We start from the raw sequence: 18,422 nt of genomic DNA on the forward strand, positions 1-18,422 counted from the left end.
GCCCCGGCGCTTGGCCCTTTCCCTTTTGCTATCCTTTCGATATTGCAAGCGCTAACCCGAATTTGTTGACGCAGGACGCATCCAATGGCGATGGAAAAGACATTCAACGCGGCCGAGGCCGAGGCCCGCATTTACGAGGCCTGGGAACAGGCCGGAGCCTTCAAGGCGGGCGCGAACAGATCGCGCGATGAAAGCTTTACCATCATGATCCCGCCACCCAACGTGACGGGGGCGCTGCATGTGGGACACGCGTTCAATAACACGCTGCAGGATATCCTGACCCGCTGGCACCGGATGCGCGGCTTCGACACGCTTTGGCAACCCGGTCAGGACCACGCGGGCATCGCCACGCAAATGCAGGTTGAAAAGATGTTGGCGGCGCAGGGCAACGAAGGGCGGCGTGAACTCGGGCGCGAGAAGTTCCTTGAGAAAGTCTGGGAATGGAAGGGTGAATACGGCGGCACGATCATTGAACAGCTCAAGCGTCTTGGCGCCAGCTGCGATTGGTCCCGCAACGCGTTTACCATGGCAGGTGCACCGGGTGACCCGCGCACAGGGCATGAGAATTCTGCAAATTTCCACGATGCCGTCATCAAGGTCTTCGTAGAAATGTACGAAAAGGGCCTGATCTATCGCGGCAAGCGTCTGGTCAACTGGGACCCGCATTTTGAGACCGCAATCTCGGATCTTGAGGTCGAGAATATCGAGGTCGCGGGCCATATGTGGCACTTCAAGTACCCGCTGGCGGGTGGTGAGACCTATACGTATGTCGAAAAGGATGAGGACGGGAATATCGTGCTTGAGGAACAGCGCGACTATATCTCAATCGCCACGACACGGCCCGAAACAATGCTGGGCGACGGCGCGGTTGCGGTTCATCCGTCAGATGAGCGCTACGCGCCAATCATAGGAAAACTATGTGAAATTCCTGTTGGACCGAAAGAGCATCGTCGGCAGATTCCGATCATTACTGATGACTATCCCGATCCCGATTTCGGCTCGGGCGCGGTGAAGATCACCGGCGCGCATGATTTCAACGACAACATGGTCGCCAAGCGTGGCGGTATTCCGATGTACCGTCTGATGGACACGCGTGGCGCATTGCGAGCCGATGGCGCGCCCTATGCCGAAGAGGCCGGCAAGGCGCAGGAATACGCGCGCGGCAAGGAGTTCACCGAGAATGAGATCGACGCAATCAACCTGATCCCCGATCACCTGCGCGGGCTTGACCGGTTCGAGGCGCGCGCCAAGGTGGTCGAAGAGATCACCAACGACGGTCTGGCCGTCATGACCCGTGCCGACAACCCGGTTCTGGGCACAAAGCTGGGTGAGGACGACGACCCGGCTGCACTCGTCCCGCTGGTCGAGAGCAAACCGATCATGCAACCCTTTGGCGACCGCTCGAAGGTCGTGATCGAACCGATGTTCACCGACCAGTGGTTCGTGGATGCCGAAAAAGTCGTCGGCCCCGCGCTGGACGCGGTCAAGGACGGCACGGTCAAGATCATCCCCGAGTCGGGCGAGAAGACCTATTACCACTGGCTGGAAAACATCGAGCCCTGGTGTATCTCGCGCCAGTTGTGGTGGGGGCATCAGATTCCGGTTTGGTATGGCCTCGACCTGTCGGCCGAAAACTTCAAAGATGACGAGAACGACGGCAACCTTGATCTGGTCGAATTGGGTCGTTTGCTGAACGAAGGCGGTATGTTGCACCGTGGCAATGTCATGGAATGCGCGTCGAGTCTGGAGGCAGTGACTGAAAAATTCCTGGACGATAATGCAAACATTCCCAGCCCGCTAAGCCACGCAACTGTAATCGAAGTTGCCGATAAGCAAGAAGCGATCCATCAATTCGCCGAAAGTCTTGCTCAGTATGCAGTTGAACAAGACCCGACGAAGCTGGTTTATCCGGTTTGGCGTGACCCCGACGTTCTCGACACCTGGTTCTCCTCCGGCCTCTGGCCCATCGGCACGCTGGGCTGGCCCGAGCAGACCGAGGAGCTGGAACGCTACTTCCCCACGGACGTTCTGATCACCGGCTTTGACATCCTGTTCTTCTGGGTCGCCCGGATGATGATGATGCAACTGGCGGTGGTCGATCAGATCCCGTTCCACACCGTCTACCTGCACCAGCTCGTCCGCGACGAGAAGGGCAAGAAGATGTCCAAGACCACCGGCAATGTCATCGACCCGCTGGAGATCGTGGACGAATTCGGCGCCGACGCGCTGCGCTTTACCAATGCCTCGATGGCGGCGATTGGCGGCGTGTTGAAACTGTCTCGCGAACGCATCACCGGCTATCGCAACTTTGGTACAAAACTTTGGAACGCTGTTCGCTTTGCCGAGATGAACGAGGTCTTCACCGACGCCGTACCGCAACTAGACGTCGCCGATCTGAAACCCAAGGCCGCCGTAAACCGTTGGATCATAGGCGAAACTGCCCGCGTACGGGCCGAGGTCGACGCCGCACTGGAAAGCTATCGTTTCAACGATGCGGCCAACGGGCTTTACGCCTTTGTCTGGGGTAAGGTCTGCGACTGGTACGTTGAACTCTCCAAACCGCTGCTGCAGGGTGACGATGCCGAAGCACAGGCCGAGACCCGCGCTACCATGCGCTGGGTTCTGGACCAGTCCATGGTCTTGCTGCACCCAATCATGCCCTTCGTTACCGAGGAACTGTGGGGCCTGACAGGCACGCGCGCCAAGATGGTCGTACACGCCGACTGGCCGACTTACGGCACCGAACTGGTCGACCCAGAGGCTGATCGCGAAATGAACTGGGTGATTTCGGTGATCGAGAACACGCGCTCAGCTCGTGCGCAGATGCGGGTTCCGGCGGGCCTTTATGTACCGATGCTGGTGACAGAGATTGACGCGCATGGCCAAGCTGCATGGGACCGTAACGAGGCGCTGATCAAGCGGCTCGCGCGGATCGACAGCCTGACCAAAGTGGATGCATTTCCCAAGGGAACGATCTCGATTGCCGCGCCGGGTGCGACGTTCGGTTTGCCGCTGGCAGATATCATCGATATCGGCGCCGAAAAGGAACGACTGGAAAAGGCCAAGGGCAAACTTGCCAAGGAATTGGGTGGTTTGCGCGGTCGTCTGAACAATCCGAAATTTGTGGCCTCGGCCCCGGAAGAGGTTGTCGCCGAAGCCAAAGCCAACCTCGCCGCCCGTGAAGAGGAAGAGGTGAAACTGAACGAGGCGCTGGCACGTCTGGCCGAAATCGCCTGATCTTCGTCTGCTCCAAACCGTTCAAGATACCAGACCCCGCCACGCCCGCGTTGGCGGGGTTTTCGTTCCCCGGTCCGGATTTCGCCCTGTTCACCTCCGCTTACGATTGCTAGCAAGTGCAGGTTGATAACGCTGAGGGCAGGATGACACGCGCATTTCCACCAATGCAGACCATCTCAACCGGATTGGTTGTGGCCATCGTCGGCTTTTTCAGCTCATTCCCCATTGTATTGCAGGGGCTGGATGCGATGGGTGCGTCACCGGAGGAGGCCGCATCGGGCCTGATGACCGCCGCCATCGCCATGGGGCTGGTCGCCATCGCGCTGAGCTTGCGCTACAAGTTGCCGATCAGTGTCGCCTGGTCCACGCCGGGTGTCGCGCTGTTGGCTGTATCCGCCACACCTGTCGAGGGATTCTCAGGAGCTATCGGTGCGTTCCTGTTCGCTGGCGCTTTGACGGTTGTGGCTGGGTTGTGGAAGCCGCTGGGAAGGTTGGCAGCTGCAATCCCGACCACGTTAGCGCAGGCAATGCTTGCCGGGGTTCTGATGCCGCTATGTATCCTCCCGTTCAAAGCGGCCGTCGAGATTCCGTGGCAGGCGCTACCCGTAATCCTGACATGGTTCATCGCGGGGCGGTTCAACCGGCTGTTTGCTGTTCCCGCGGCAGTGATCGCAGCAGCCATTATAGTCATCCTGAACGCCGGGAATACAACGATCATGCCCGAGCGTCTGATTGCAGCACCGATCTGGGCCATACCTACATTCTCGCCGGCCTCGGCCATAGGGATCGGAGTGCCGCTGTTCATCGTCACCATGGCGACACAGAACATCCCCGGCATCGCGGTGATGCGCAGCTTTGGCTTTTCGCCCGTGCCGGGCAAATTGTTCTCGGCCGTCGGAGGGGCCAGCCTGCTGTCCGCCCCGTTCGGAGCCCCCGCCACCTGCCTTGCCGCCATCACCGCCGCGATGTGCTCAAATCAGGACAGTCATCCCGATCCTGCGCTGCGCTATTGGTCGGCCATCATGGGTGGCGTATTCTATTGCCTGTTTGGTGTTTTTGCCGTGGCCATCACCGGATTTGCCACCCATGCCGATCCGTTGCTGATGGGGACGCTGGCCGGGGTCGCACTGATCGGTGTGCTGGCAAATGCGATCCACGCTGCGCTGGAGGTTGTGGCCGAGCGTGAGGCGGCGATCCTGACTTTTGCTATCACTGCGTCCGGTATCACAGTCTTCGGGCTGGGGGCCGCGGTCTGGGGTTTGCTGGCTGGTGGCATTGCCTATCTGGTGACTAACTGGCTGCGATAGCCGCTTTGCCTTGAGGCCACAGCCAAAGTAAAACCGGCCAAAATTTGGATCATTGGGAACTCTGGTGGTACGCCGGATCAAGAAAGCACAGACCTAGGTCCAACCCAGAGAATTCATTTCAAGTAACGCTGGATCAGATGCGCAAAGCCTACACCCCACTGCCTGACGTGCAGGTCCGCGATGCGCATCGGGATTCATGTGGTGACTACTTGAACTTGGGCTTACGGCCCTGCATCTGCGCCATGACAACCTCCATCTGATCGGGTTTGCCGATCAGCTCCACCTGTTCGGCAGATTCGGCCAGCAGAACGTCGGCTCGCGAACGGGTTTCGGCCACGTCGATCAGGCGCTTGGCGGCACGGATGGCTGAAGGGCTTTGGCCTGCGATGTCTTCAGCCAGAGCCAGCGCCTCGGTCAGAGGATCGTCCGAGAGTTTCGTGACCAGCCCCCAATCAGCCGCCTGCGGCGCGCCTATTGGACGTGCAGTATACGTCAGCAAGCGCAGCACGTCCGAGCGCACAAGCTCGGGCAGCAGAACCATGCCGCCCATGTCGGGAATGATACCCCATTTCATCTCCATCACCGCCAATTTCGCCTCGGGCTGGGCAATGCGGATATCCGCGCCCAGTGCGATTTGCAGTCCGCCACCATAGGCCACACCCTGAATGGCACAGATGACTGGAACGGGGACACGGCGCCAGATCAAGGCAAGCTCCTGCATTTCGTTGGCGTCGTCATGGCTGCGCTTCATCAGCCATTCGGTTGGGTCCTTGTGGGCCATGCTGGCGAAGCTGGCCATGTCGAGACCGGCGCAGAAGCTTTTACCCTCACCCGACAGCACCACGGCGCGGGCGCCGGAGACCGCCACCTCTTGCCCGGCGGACAGGATCGCCTTTATCATGGCTTCGTCCAGCGCGTTCATCTTGTCGCCACGGGTTAGCGTGACATGGGCGATATGGTCTTTGTATTCGATGGAAACGCGAGACATTGGTCCCTCCGGAAATCAGTGTTGCGTCAACCATGCCAGCAAGACGAGGACAGTGCCACCACGACGTCAGGGCAAATCAGCGACGGGCATCCGGCCATACCACGGCGAATCCAGCGTCATGACATAGAACAGGTCACCAACGACCTGACCCGCCGTGGTGATGCCCAGCCGCCCGCCGGGGTCCTGCAAGGTTTGCAGGATTGTGCCATCCCCGTCGAATTGGACGATCATGCCGCGATGAATCGGCGCCGGTCGCACCAAAGGACCCAGCCGCCAGATCACCTTGCGCAAAAAGGGATAGGGCATCAAAGCTTCACTCGGCACCCGCGGGCTGGCGAAGGCCATCCAATAAGTGCCGTCGCCCTGCGCCGTGAGGTTATCGGGGTATCCCGGCAGGTTTTCCATCAACACCTCGCGCTGCCCAGCACTCGGCCCAGTTAGCCAGAGCTTGTGCACCCGCGCACGGCCAGTTTCGGCGATCAGCAGAAAATCCGTCTGCGGGGAAAGCGCTACACCATTGGTATAGACAAAGCCCTCGGCCACCTTTTTTGTTGTGCCATCAGGGGAATAGCGGGCCACGTATCCCGTATCCGACTGCTCCCAGATGGTCAGGACCGAAGTGGCTTTGGTACCGCCCATGGTTTCGGGATCGAACCGATCAGACGAGTTCGAGAAATAGACCGTACCGTCCGGAGCCACGTCCAACTGATTGGCATAGACCACCGGAGACCCGCCAATCTCGGACACAAGGGATACCAGCGTGCCGGGCCCGGTCCAGCGCATCAGCCCCCGGAAGCTATCTGCGATATATAGCGCGCCGTCCGGCCCAGCTTGCAGACCCAAAGGGCGCCCACCCAGGTCGTCGATCTTGAACGGGCTGTCGCCGTCGATCCGATAAAGCGTGCCGGATATGGATGTCGTGTAGATCGTGCCATCCGGCATGATCGCGATGTCTTCCGGGCCTTCCTCGCCATCCGGCAAAGAGACTAGTTCGAGGCTGTCCAAAGCGTTGTTCTCGGCAAACGCGCCGGTAAAGCCCGGAGCTTCGGGCGGCTCCCAGGCCACTGGGTCCACGTCAACAGGCCAAAATATCAAATAGGCAAGTCCCACTAAAGCCAAACCAATCACGATGCGCATGGACATTCCTTTGTTTTTGTTGGTGCCAGACTGTGGGCACTGTGCAGGCAAAGCAAGGTTGCCTGTCGGATGAACTTGCGTTTATCTGGTTGCATGACCAATCCACGCTATACCCCGCTTGCCCAATCTCTTCCTACTTCTGTGCCTTTTGTCGGCCCTGAAACACAGGAACGACAGCGCGGTGCACCATTTGTGGCCCGGCTGGGTGCGAATGAGAATGTCTTTGGCCCTTCGCCACGCGCTGTCGAGGCCATGCGGGGGGCAACTGGCGATATCTGGATGTATGGCGATCCAGAAAACCACAACCTGCGCCACGCCCTGGCTGAGTACCACTCCGTCTCACCCGAAAATATCGTGGTTGGCGAAGGCATTGATGGGTTGCTGGGCTATCTGGTGCGCCTGCTGGTTGGGCAAGGAGATACGGTTGTGACCTCGGACGGGGCCTATCCGACCTTCAACTATCACGTCGCCGGGTTTGGCGGGGTGATACACACGGTTCCCTATCGCGACGATCACGAAGACCCTCAGGCACTCTTTACCAAGGCTGCTGAGGTCAAGGCTAAGCTGGTCTATCTGGCCAATCCTGACAACCCTATGGGCAGCTGGCATTCGGGCACTGATATCGTGGCTGTATTGGATGCGCTGCCCGATGGCTGTTTGCTGGTTCTGGACGAGGCATATGTGGAATGCGCCCCCGACGGGACTGCAGCGCCGGTTGCCGCAGATGACCCGCGTGTGATCCGGATGCGCACGTTTTCCAAAGTGTACGGAATGGCAGGCGCGCGTGTCGGCTATGCCATTGGGGCGCCAGGCCTGATCTCGGCGTTCAACAAGGTGCGCAACCATTTCGGTATGAACAAGGCTGCACAAGCAGGCGCGTTGGCTGCGCTGCAGGATGAGGTTTGGCTGTTACAAATCCGTGCCCGCATCTCAGATGCGCGCAAGCGGATCAACGCGATTGCGTTGGAGAACGGGCTGCTCCCTTTACCCTCAGCCACCAATTTCGTGGCCATTGATTGCGGTCAGGATGGGGTGTTTGCCAAGGCTGTTCTGGAGTCGCTGGTGGCGCAGGGGGTTTTCGTTCGGATGCCCTTTGCCGCGCCTCAGAACAGGTGCATTCGAGTGAGCTGCGGCGATGCCTCAAATCTAGGGGCTTTTGCCGCCTCTTTGCCAAAAGCGCTTGCTGACGCCCGGGCGCTGAACGTCTGAAGCTCTCGCTTATGGCCATCGGGACGGGGGCTGTCTGCCCCCATCGCGCAGTTTGCGCGATTCCCCCCAAAAGTATTTTGAGCCAGATGGAGATACAGATTTGCACTGAGATCGGGGGCTGGTCTCAGGTCACAAGCGCGGTGGCGGCGGCTTCTAACGCACCCTTGCCGCGCGGAATATCAAGGGCGGCCATGGCAGTTTCCACGCCGCCAAGCATCGCCATGACCATCTGTGCATTGATGTGTCCCATATGGCCCAGGCGAAAACAGCCGTCCCAATCTTCCATCCCGAGGCCTATTCCCAAAGTCAGGCCCAGCGATTGTTCGGTATAGGACCGCAATGGGGTTCCGAGCCCTCCACTCAGGCACAGCGCGGTGACCGCATGACTTCGGTCTGCGCGGTCAGCTACATTCAACGACAGCGCACCGCCCTGTGCCCAGATTTCGCAGGCGGTCCAGATTGCCTGAGCGAGGCGTTGATGGCGCGCCCAGACATTTTCGATCCCTTCCGCGTGGATCAGGTCGAGCGCGGCCCGCAGCCCATAGAGATGATGGGTCGGCGCGGTACCATCGAAGTATTGGTAGAATAGCTCGGGATTGGCTCGTGGCTGCCAGTCCCAATACCGGGAAACACGCGGCATTGCGGCCCGTTTTGCCTGCGCCTTGTCGTTGAAGAATACAAACCCCACGCCCGGTGGGGTCATCAGCCCTTTTTGACAGGCGGTAACAGTCACATCGATACCCCAGGCATCCATCTCGAATCGCTCACATCCCAGCGAGGCGATGCAGTCCGCCATCACCAGCGCCGGGTGATCCAGATCATCCAGCAACGCGCGCAGCGCCGGGAGGTTGTTGCGAATTGAGCTCGAGGTATCCACGTGAACTGCAAGTATAGCCTTGATATCATGCGATGAATCAGCACGTAGCACCTCGGCAATGCGATCGAAATCCCAGACCGAGCTGGTTCCGAAATCAATCACATCCACCTTAGCGCCGATCCCTTCGGCCATTTCGGCCCATCCATGGGTAAACCGCCCCGATGCGGGGGCAAGCACTGTCTCACCTGGCGCGATGGTGTTCGACAGTGCCGCCTCCCACGTGCCATGGCCGTTGGCAATGTAGATGGCCACGTTATGGACCGTGCGGGCGACGCGACGCAGATCGCGGATCAGATCGGGCATCATCTCGATCAATTCGCCGTCGTAGATATTAGGTGACGGTCGGTGCATCGCCTGCAGCACAGCGTCAGGCATGACCGAGGGGCCTGGAATGGCCAGATACTCGCGCCCACGCGCGAGGGAGATTGGATGTGTCATGGGATCAACCTGTTTGAATTGGCCCTACCCTAACGTGGCCAATTTCGGCGTCAATCCATCAGGTTAGCGGCATCCCGGGCAAGCGTTTCGATCCCGGACCAGTTGCCTTCTGCGACCATCTGTTTGGGTGCTACCCAGCTGCCGCCCGCACAGATCACGTTGGACAAAGACAGGTAATCTCGGGCATTTGAAGGCGATACACCGCCCGTTGGGCAGAAGGTGATTTGCGGCAAGGGCGCGCCGATAGCCTTGAGCGCAGGCGCCCCGCCCGAGGCCTCGGCCGGGAAGAATTTCAGCATGTCATAGCCTTTTTCCAGCAGGGCCATCGCCTCGGTGGCGGTTGCGGCGCCGGGCAGCAGGGGCAGGTCTTGGGCTTCGCATGCGGCGATCAGGGCGTCAGTGGCACCGGGCGAGACGCCAAACTGCGCGCCAGCCTCTTTCGCGGCGCGCACGTCATCAGGCGTGATCAATGTACCCGCCCCGACGACGCCACCGGGAACCTGCGCCATCGCCCGGATCGCATCGAGCGCAGCCGGGGTGCGCAAGGTGACTTCGAGCGCAGGAAGACCGCCCGCGACCAGAGCTTCGGCCAGAGGTCGTGCGCTGGCGGCGTCGTCAATTACAAGAACCGGGACAATCGGGGCAAGGGCACAGATTTCACGGGTGCGTTGTGTCTTGGACATAGGTCTTACACTCCGAAGATGCTGGCGCCGGTATCCGCGGTGCCGACAGCGTTGCGAAACGCACCGAACAGATCGCGCCCGACACCATGTTGGTTGGCAGAAAGGTCAGCCGTGGCCGGAGTGCGGTCAAGCACACCTGGGGTGAGGATTTCGAGCGCGCCGTTTATGGCATCCACGCGCAGAATGTCGCCATCCTGCAAATAGGCGATCGCACCGCCATCCAGAGCCTCGGGGCAGATATGAATGGCAGCGGGAACCTTGCCGGAGGCGCCGGACATACGGCCATCGGTCACCAGCGCCACCTTTTGCCCCCGGCCCTGAAGGATCGACAGCATCGGCGTCAATGAATGCAATTCGGGCATGCCATTCGCCTTGGGTCCCTGAAAGCGCACAACGACGATGACGTCATCCGTGAACTCTCCGGCTTTGAACGCCGCCTTGACCGCATCCTGAGTTTGGAACACCCGTACCGGGGCCTCGACCACCTGATGCTCGGGGGCAACCGCCGAAACCTTCATCACTCCGGTACCCAGATTGCCGCTGAGCCGCGAGAGACCCCCTGTAGGTTGGAACGGGTCATTAGCGGGGCGCAATATCTTGTCATTCAGGCTGTGGCCTGCGCCGTCCTCCCAGGTCAGATCGCCGTCTTTCAGCTTGGGTTCTTTGGTATAATTGTGCAGCCCCTGCCCCGCGACGGTCAGCGTGTCGGGGTGCAGCAACCCGTCTTCGAGCAGCGTGCCAATGCAATAGCCCAGCCCGCCCGCGGCGTGGAAATGGTTCACATCAGCCAGTCCGTTGGGGTAGACCCGCGCAACCAAAGGCACCACGGCGGAGATTTCGGAAAAATCCTGCCAATCCAGCACGATGCCGCCCGCGCGCGCCATCGCGATCAGGTGGATCAGCAGGTTTGTCGACCCGCCCGTGGCCATCAGACCGACGATGCCGTTCACAAAGGCACGTTCGTCAAGTATCTGGCAGACCGGCGCATAGTTGTTGCCCAGCGCACTGAGCGACAGAGCGCGGCGCGCACCTTCTTCAGTCAGCGCATCGCGCAGCGGTGTGTTTGGATTAACAAAGCTGGATCCCGGAAGGTGCAGGCCCATGAACTCCATCAGCATCTGGTTGGTATTGGCGGTGCCATAAAAGGTGCAGGTGCCGGGGCCATGATAGGCGGCCATCTCGGCGGCCATGAGTTCGGCGCGGTTGATCTCTCCGGCGGCGAATTTCTGGCGGATCTTGGCCTTTTCGTCATTTGGCAAACCGCTGATCATCGGGCCTGCGGGCAGGAATACAGCAGGCAGATGGCCGAACGCCTGCGCGCCGATCACAAGGCCGGGCACGATCTTGTCGCAGACCCCCAGAAACACGGCAGCGTCATAAGTGTTGTGGCTCAGCGCCACCCCTGTGGCCAGCGCGATCACATCACGCGAGAACAGCGACAATTCCATTCCCGCCTCGCCCTGCGTGACGCCGTCACACATTGCCGGTACGCCACCTGCCACCTGTGCGGTTCCACCTGCGGCGCGGATCGCATCGCGGATCAGGCCGGGATAGCGCTCGAACGGCTGATGGGCCGACAGCATGTCGTTATAGGCAGTAACAATGCCCAAATTGCCCGCCGTACCAGTGGCCATCGATTGTTGGTCATCGCCTGCGCCGGCATAGGCGTGGGCCTGACCGCTGCAGGACAGATGCGCCCGCGCCGGGCCTTTGGCCCGGGCCTGTTCCATCCGCTCAAGATGCGGGCCACGCAAATCGGCGCTGCGCGCTATAATCCGTTGCGTGACGTCGGTGATAACTGAATTAACCATGTCTAACCTCCGATCTGACGCCAGCGGCGCCCGTCGCGATGCATCAGCATCAGAGCTTCTTCAGGCCCGGAACTGCCTTGATCATATTTCGATGGCCGGTCACCCCGGTTTTCCCAACCCTGAATAATAGGGTCAACCCAAGCCCAGGCGGCTTCGGCCTCGTCGCCACGCATGAACAGGGTCTGGTCACCGCGGATCACATCCATCACCAGCCGTTCATAAGCGTCCTGAGCCCGCGCATCTGCGCCCAGCGCCTCGGCAAAACTCATATCCAGCGACACATCCGACAGGCGGAACCCGCCCGGACCGGGATCTTTGATGGTGGTGCGCAGGGTGATCCCTTCGTCCGGTTGCAGACGGATCACCAGCACATTTCCATGCAATGGTCCTACATTGGGGAAGATAGTGTGTGGAGGATCCTTGAAGTAGACGGCGATTTCCGACTCGCGCGCACGCAAACGTTTTCCGGTGCGCAGATAAAAAGGCACCCCAGCCCAACGCCAGTTACCCAAATGAACCTTTAGCGCAATATAGCTTTCTGTCCGGCTTGCAGGGTTGCCGACATGGTCCAGATACCCGTCACCGCCCTCGCCCGTGCGGTATTGACCGCGGGCGATATCCGCAGGCATCACCGGCTCAAGCGCCTCGATCACTTTGACCTTTTCATCGCGAACCGCGTTGGGAGAGAACTTGGACGGCGGCTCCATCGCTGTCAGGCACAGCAGCTGTACCAAGTGGTTCTGGATCATATCCCGCATTGCACCCGACTGATCGTAATAGGCCCCGCGCCCCTCGACGCCGACGGTTTCAGCCACTGTGATCTGGACGTGGTCGACATGTGTTGCGTTCCACAACGGCTCGAACAGGGAATTGGCAAAGCGCAGGGCCATCAGGTTCTGCACGGTCTCTTTGCCCAAATAGTGATCGATCCTATAGATCTGATGTTCTTCGAAACAGGCGCGCAGCCCTTCGTTCAGCGCCTTGGCCGAGGCCAGATCATGACCAAACGGCTTTTCCACAACGATACGACTGTCAGGCGTTGCAAGATCGTGATCGTTCAGCCGTTTCGCAATGCCCGAGAACAAGCTTGGGCCGACAGAAAGGTAAAACGCTCGCACAACGTCTGGGCGCAATGACTTGGCCAGATTGTCCCAGCCTGCATCACCCAAGGCATCAACCTGTACATATTCCACGCGTGACAGAAAGCGGTCCAGAACGTCTTTTTTGAATTCCGGCGCGAACTCTTTCATCGAGGCGCGTATCTGATCCCGAAACGCGTCGCTATCAATGGCGGATCGGGCAGACCCGATAATCCGGGCTTCGTCTGGCATCTGGCCGACTTCGAAACGATGACACAAACCCGGCAGGATTTTTCGCTGCGCCAGATCACCGGTCGCGCCAAACAGCACCAGATCGAACGGGTTAACGGGAATTACGCGTGAAACCATCGTCGGGCTCCTTCAATCCTCTGCTGAACCACAATAGCACTTAAAGCTAACAGCGCCGGTGAATAGAAAATGTTATCGCTAACATTCACCATTTCCTTAGGCAAAGCGAGAAAAGAAAGCAAGGGTGGATTTGACGCACTACCCCTGGCTGCGTAACCATTCCATCACAGCCGGCCGCACGGATTGCTCTCCGCGATGACGAGCGTCCGATATGATCTTGCGCACTGCTTGCAGATCTGCCCGCAACAATACGCTTTTGACCGGCCCAATCGACGCCGGGCGCATCGACAACGTCCGGATTCCCATCGCGGCCAGACACAGTGCCTCGACCGGTCGTCCTGCGTCTTCACCGCAGAAGCTGAGCGGCGTATCCGAGATGTTGCAGCGTTCTACGATCCGTTCGATAAAAGTCAGGAAACTGACATTCAGCGAGTCATAGCGGCGGCGGACCAACTCGTTTTCACGGTCGGCAGCAAAGAAGAACTGTTTCAGATCATTGCCACCAATCGAAATGAAATCGACTTCGTCAAAAAACTTCTGCGGTGCAAAAGCGAGTGAGGGTGTTTCCAACATCGCTCCGACTTCAATACTTTCAGGCAGGGCATGGCCCAGACGTTTCTCGCGGTCGATGGTCTTATTCACTTCCCATCGCGCTTCATAATACTCTTCCGCTTGTGCCACGAATGGGAACATGACCGTCAACGGACGACCATTGGCGGCCCGGATCAGAGCCTGCAGCTGCATCCGCATCACGCCGCGTTTATCCAGGCCAACCCGAATTGCGCGCCAGCCTAAGGCCGGGTTCGGCTCCTCGATATGTTTCATGTAGGGCAGAACTTTGTCAGACCCGATATCCAGCGTGCGAAATACCACGCGCTTTTTATCGGCCGCATCCAGAACCCGCTGGTATTGCGTCACAAGCTCGGAACGCTTGGGCATCTTATTGCGGATCAGGAACTGCAGCTCAGTACGAAACAGGCCCACGCCTTCGGCACCGGAATTGTTCAGCGAAGGCAGGTCCGCCATCAGACCCGCGTTCATCACCAGATTGATCCGCTCTCCATCCCGAGTCACCGTTGGCGTTTCGCGGATTGAGGCATAGCGTTCCTGCGCCTTGGCCTGCATCGCGACCTTATCACGGAACGCGCTGACCACGGTATCTTCTGGTCTCAGCTGCACAGTGCCCTGATCGCCATCAACCAGGATATGGTCTCCGTTCAGGGCCTCGGTCGTAATGCGCCCGACATGGACCACCAGTGGTATGGCCAAAGCACGGGCAACAATGGTGGCATGGCTTCCGACCGAGCCCTCTTCGAGCACGATGCCTTTCAAGGACCGGCCATATTCCAGCAGGTCACCTGGACCGATATTCCGGGCAACCAGGATTGGGTCCGGTGGCAGGTCGGCACTGTTTGTCTGCCCTTGCCCGGTCAAAATGCGCAGCAGACGGTTGCTGAGATCGTCCAGATCCGCCAATCGCTCGCGCAGATAGGGGTCGGAGACTTGGCTCATGCGCGCGCGCGCCTGGGATTGTTCCTTTTCCACCGCAGCTTCGGCGCTAAGCCCAAGTGCAATGTCCTCCTCCATCCGGCGCATCCAGCCTTTGGAGTTGGCGAACATGCGATAGGCTTCCAGAACCTGCAGCTGTTCCTTGTCGCCGTTCTTGGATATCTCGAGCATCTTGTCGACACCGACGCGCAATTCTTCGACCGCCTCGGTCAGACGTTCTTGTTCGCGATGCGGGTCATCGGCAATCGGGTTGGTAACAACAACGCGCGGTTCGTGCAGCCAGACATGGCCTTCGGCCGAGCCCTCTTGTGCAGGGCCGCCTGTAAACTGAACCGGTTGCTGGTGGCGTGGCGACAGGGCCGCGCCCTCGCCAACGAATGCTCCCAGTTCAGCCATTTCGGCCAGAACCATTGCAACCACTTCCAGCGCATAAACTTCATCCGCAGAATATTCGCGCGCGTTTCGGGACTGAACAACCAGAACGCCAAGCTTTTCACCCAGCCGCTGAATCGGCACACCCAGAAAAGACGAGAAACGCTCCTCGCCCGTTTCCGGCATATAGCGAAAGCCCTTGGCTGACGGCGCATCGGGCGTGTTCACGATTTTGCCGGATTTCGCGACGCGCCCCACCAGTCCTTCGCCCATGCGCATACGGGTCTTATGAACGGCCTCGGGCGACAGGCCTTCGGTCGCACAAAGTTCCAGGGTTTCTTCGTCGCGGAACAGATAGATCGAGCAGACCTCGGCCCGGATACTGTCTGCGATCAGGTGAGTGATCCGGTCAAGACGTTCCTGACCGGCAGCTTCGCTCGCCATCTCTTCACGCAGCCGCCCCAGCAGCTTACGGGATTCTGTTTCAGTGCCGTCTGCCATAGCCCAACCAGTCTAAGGTTTCAGGCGTGACCCTTGGCTGAATTGCTCAGGCCGCCTTGTCCAATTCAAAGGCATCATGCAGTGCCTGAACCGCAAGTTCCATGTATTTCCTGTCTACCAAGACGGAAATTTTTATCTCAGAGGTTGTAATGACCTTGATGTTGATACCCTCATCCGAGAGTATCTTGAACATTTTGGCCGCAACACCCGATTGCGAACGCATTCCAATCCCGACCACAGAAACCTTGCAGACATCATTATCTGCGACCAGGTCGGCATAGTTCAGCTCTCCTCGGTCTTTCACAGCCAACAGCGCCTTTTCGGCGCGCGTCACCTGATCCGTGGGGCAAGAAAAGGTCATATCCGTGCGCCCTTCGTCCGAGATGTTCTGAACGATCATATCCACATTCACGCCCGCGTCGCTAAGCGCCGTGAAGATGATCGAGGCGATACCGGGGCGGTCCGCCACGGAAACGACGGTCATCTTGGCCTCGTCACGAGAATAGGCCACACCGGCCACAACATTGGATTCCATGATATCCTCCTCGTCGCAGACCAGCGTACCAGCCTCGTCGGATTGTTCTTCAAAACTTGAGAGAACGCGCAATTTCACTTTATATCGCATCGCCAGCTCAACCGAGCGGGTTTGCAGCACCTTAGCCCCAAGCGAGGCTAGTTCCAGCATTTCTTCGAATGAGATCCGATCCAGCTTACGCGCTTTTTGGCAGATGCGCGGGTCGGTCGTGTAAACGCCATCTACATCGGTATAGATGTCGCAGCGCTCGGCCCCGAATGCGGCAGCAAAGGCCACCGCAGTGGTATCCGACCCGCCACGGCCAAGTGTCGTGATACGGCCTTCAGGGCTGAGACCCTGGAAACCCGCGACAACGGCCACTTTCATGCCCTCGCCGAATTTCTGGTTCAGGTTGTCGGTCGGAATATCCTCGATCCGGGCCTGGCTGTGGGCGCTGGTGGTCAGCAACGGCACCTGCCAGCCCTGCCAACTGCGGGCTGGTACGTCCATCTCTTGCAATGTCAGCGCCATAAGGCCGGCGGTGACGTTTTCCCCCGAAGACACCACGGCGTCATATTCGCGCGCATCAAACAGTGGCGAGGTTTCGTTGACCCAGCCCACCAGCTCGTTGGTCTTGCCCGACATGGCCGAGACGATGACGATCACGTCATAACCCTTGGCCACCTCAACGCCAATGCGCTTTGCAGCACGGCGGATACGGTCCAGATTTGCGACGGATGTGCCGCCGAATTTCATCACGAGTACGGGCATGGGGGCTGATGTCTCCGCGCCTTGGAATTCAGATCCCGTGCGTCTTATGCGAGGGGGGCCGCAAGAGCAAGAGTGCAATACCGCATCAGTCGGGGCCTAGCATCGCTTTACAACCGCGTATGACGGTGTAAGCCTGACGCATCAAATTCACTACGAGGTATTCAATGCACCGTCTTGCCCTTGTCCTTGCCCTATTTTCCACACCTGCGGCGGCGCAAGTCGCCTCGCTGACCGGCACCGACGGTCAAAACGCCTTGGGGAAAGTGCCCTGTGCGACCAGCCCAGGCGAGGCGATGCGCACTTGCAACGCCGAAATGCGGCGCCGTGACGACGGCAGCTCTACGCTTGCGGTTGCGATGGGAAATGGCGAAGTCCGCAACATCTATTTCACCGATGGCATCCCGGATTCGACAAATTCGGCAGCTAAGATCACCTATGAAAACCGAGGCGATGTTATGGTGATTTTCGTTGATCCCGGTGAGGTATATGAGATCCCTAAAGTCGCTCTTGCCCGTCAGTAAGGGTGCGACTGGCCTTCATAGGTTTCAAAGCACCCAGTACTTTCAAGTGACAGAGTATCGAAACGGTTGATCAGGCCCTGAACAGCCTTATCAACCGTGATATCAGCCCCGGTCCCACCCATATCCGTCTGAACCCAGCCGGGATGGTAAATGCCTACTGAAATGCCGTCGCCGCGCAGGTCCACAGCAAGATTGCGCCCCAGGTTCAGAACCGCCGCCTTGGACGAGCGGTAGATATAGCTGCCACCAGGCGCCCGCGTGTGCGAGGCCATCTGCGAGGATAAAATCGCAATCTTTCCCTGTGCCGCGCGCAGATTGGGCAACAAGGCCTGAACTGTCAGAAAGACCCCCGTCACATTGGCAGCGAAACTCTGCGCCCACATTTCGGCGGGGTAGCCATCGATGGTTTGGGATTTATCCAGATATACACCGGCATTGCAGACCAGCAGATCAACAGGGCGCATTGCCAGTTTTTCCGCCATCGCTTTATGTTGTTTTGGGTCTGTTACATCCAGCGCCACCTCCGCGCTGCCATCCCGAGCCGTGCCCGTTACGTCGCATTCTTGCGCCCGATACCTGTCCGCCAGAACCTTTCCGATCCCCCGCCCAGCACCGGTGATAACAACATGCATGGGCTAGTTCGTCTTGCGCGAAGGTACGAAAGGCAGCGGCGCAACAGGAACGCCGTCATCGATCAATGCCCTGGCTTCTTCTGGCTTGGCCTCGCCATAGATCGCACGTTCCGGCGCGTCGCCCAAATGTATCTTACGGGCCTCTTTGGCAAAATCCTTGCCAACATAATCCGAGTTGTCCTCGACTTTGCGCCGCAGCTCAGAAAGGGCTTTCTCGACATCAACGCTTGGCGTTGCCATGTTGACGACCTCATCCCGAGATGCCGGAACCGTGGTACGAGATTCGACCGTACGTCCGGGGCGGACACGCGGGGTCATGATTGCTTTTTCAACTTGCGGATCACCGCACACAGCGCATGTCACCATGCCCGCGGCGGCAAGTTTGTCGTAAGCGGCGGCTGATTGAAACCAACTGTCAAAGCTGTGACCGCTATTACATTTCAACGCATATTGAATCATGTTCTGTC

Annotated in this window: 14 protein-coding genes; 4 read left to right on the forward strand and 10 right to left on the reverse strand. The window is 59.0% G+C overall.

Annotation, left to right across the window (positions count from 1 at the left end; genetic code table 11):
* The first annotated feature begins 84 nt into the window (after positions 1 to 84).
* On the forward strand, positions 85 to 3,237 hold the full coding sequence (locus tag AC2FFB_RS14500; protein WP_496694254.1) for a valine--tRNA ligase: 3,153 nt from the start codon (positions 85 to 87) through the stop codon (positions 3,235 to 3,237).
* 143 nt (positions 3,238 to 3,380) lie between these two features.
* A complete protein-coding gene (locus tag AC2FFB_RS14505; protein ID WP_496875085.1) occupies positions 3,381 to 4,544 on the forward strand; it encodes a benzoate/H(+) symporter BenE family transporter in 1,164 nt (387 codons plus the stop codon).
* Between the two features lie 205 nt (positions 4,545 to 4,749).
* Here the strand turns inward: AC2FFB_RS14505 and AC2FFB_RS14510 are convergent, their stop codons facing one another.
* Positions 4,750 to 5,532: a crotonase/enoyl-CoA hydratase family protein gene (locus AC2FFB_RS14510; protein WP_496875086.1), complete on the reverse strand. Its 783-nt coding sequence runs from the start codon at positions 5,530 to 5,532 to the stop codon at positions 4,750 to 4,752.
* A 66-nt stretch (positions 5,533 to 5,598) separates the two neighbouring features.
* On the reverse strand, positions 5,599 to 6,675 hold the full coding sequence (locus AC2FFB_RS14515) for an SMP-30/gluconolactonase/LRE family protein (RefSeq protein WP_496875087.1): 1,077 nt from the start codon (positions 6,673 to 6,675) through the stop codon (positions 5,599 to 5,601).
* Positions 6,676 to 6,762: 87 nt separating this feature from the next.
* Here AC2FFB_RS14515 and AC2FFB_RS14520 point away from each other — a divergent pair, with 87 nt between their 5' ends.
* Positions 6,763 to 7,878: a pyridoxal phosphate-dependent aminotransferase gene (locus AC2FFB_RS14520; protein WP_496875088.1), complete on the forward strand. Its 1,116-nt coding sequence runs from the start codon at positions 6,763 to 6,765 to the stop codon at positions 7,876 to 7,878.
* Positions 7,879 to 8,002: 124 nt separating this feature from the next.
* Here AC2FFB_RS14520 and AC2FFB_RS14525 read toward each other — a convergent pair whose 3' ends face one another.
* From AC2FFB_RS14525 to AC2FFB_RS14550, 6 genes are all read right to left on the reverse strand, one after another.
* Positions 8,003 to 9,193, reverse strand: coding sequence for a pyridoxal-phosphate-dependent aminotransferase family protein (locus tag AC2FFB_RS14525; RefSeq protein ID WP_496875089.1), 1,191 nt, complete (start codon positions 9,191 to 9,193; stop codon positions 8,003 to 8,005).
* A 50-nt stretch (positions 9,194 to 9,243) separates the two neighbouring features.
* Entirely contained in the window at positions 9,244 to 9,876 is a 633-nt protein-coding gene (locus tag AC2FFB_RS14530) for a bifunctional 4-hydroxy-2-oxoglutarate aldolase/2-dehydro-3-deoxy-phosphogluconate aldolase (RefSeq protein WP_496875090.1), read from the reverse strand.
* Positions 9,877 to 9,881: 5 nt separating this feature from the next.
* Positions 9,882 to 11,687 carry a phosphogluconate dehydratase gene (edd, locus tag AC2FFB_RS14535; protein WP_496875091.1) on the reverse strand — a complete coding sequence of 602 codons (1,806 nt, stop codon included), beginning with the start codon at positions 11,685 to 11,687 and terminating at the stop codon, positions 9,882 to 9,884.
* A gap of 2 nt (positions 11,688 to 11,689) precedes the next feature.
* Positions 11,690 to 13,135, reverse strand: a complete 1,446-nt coding sequence (gene zwf, locus AC2FFB_RS14540; protein WP_142638040.1) for a glucose-6-phosphate dehydrogenase — start codon at positions 13,133 to 13,135, stop codon at positions 11,690 to 11,692.
* 138 nt (positions 13,136 to 13,273) lie between these two features.
* The gene (gene ptsP / locus AC2FFB_RS14545) at positions 13,274 to 15,517 is read right to left on the reverse strand and encodes a phosphoenolpyruvate--protein phosphotransferase (protein WP_142638037.1); all 2,244 of its coding nucleotides are present in this window, start codon (positions 15,515 to 15,517) and stop codon (positions 13,274 to 13,276) included.
* A 46-nt stretch (positions 15,518 to 15,563) separates the two neighbouring features.
* A complete protein-coding gene (locus AC2FFB_RS14550; protein ID WP_142638035.1) occupies positions 15,564 to 16,802 on the reverse strand; it encodes an aspartate kinase in 1,239 nt (412 codons plus the stop codon).
* 164 nt (positions 16,803 to 16,966) lie between these two features.
* On the opposite strand from AC2FFB_RS14550, the gene AC2FFB_RS14555 reads away from it, so the two are divergent.
* Entirely contained in the window at positions 16,967 to 17,323 is a 357-nt protein-coding gene (locus AC2FFB_RS14555) for a hypothetical protein (protein WP_142638033.1), read from the forward strand.
* Here AC2FFB_RS14555 and AC2FFB_RS14560 read toward each other — a convergent pair.
* Positions 17,317 to 17,955 carry an SDR family NAD(P)-dependent oxidoreductase gene (locus AC2FFB_RS14560; protein WP_271950472.1) on the reverse strand — a complete coding sequence of 213 codons (639 nt, stop codon included), beginning with the start codon at positions 17,953 to 17,955 and terminating at the stop codon, positions 17,317 to 17,319. The genes AC2FFB_RS14555 and AC2FFB_RS14560 overlap by 7 nt on opposite strands.
* Before the next feature lie 3 nt (positions 17,956 to 17,958).
* A complete protein-coding gene (locus AC2FFB_RS14565; protein ID WP_271950473.1) occupies positions 17,959 to 18,414 on the reverse strand; it encodes a DUF1178 family protein in 456 nt (151 codons plus the stop codon).
* Positions 18,415 to 18,422: the final 8 nt, after the last annotated feature.

The organism is Ruegeria sp. YTSA219 (genome assembly GCF_059609985.1).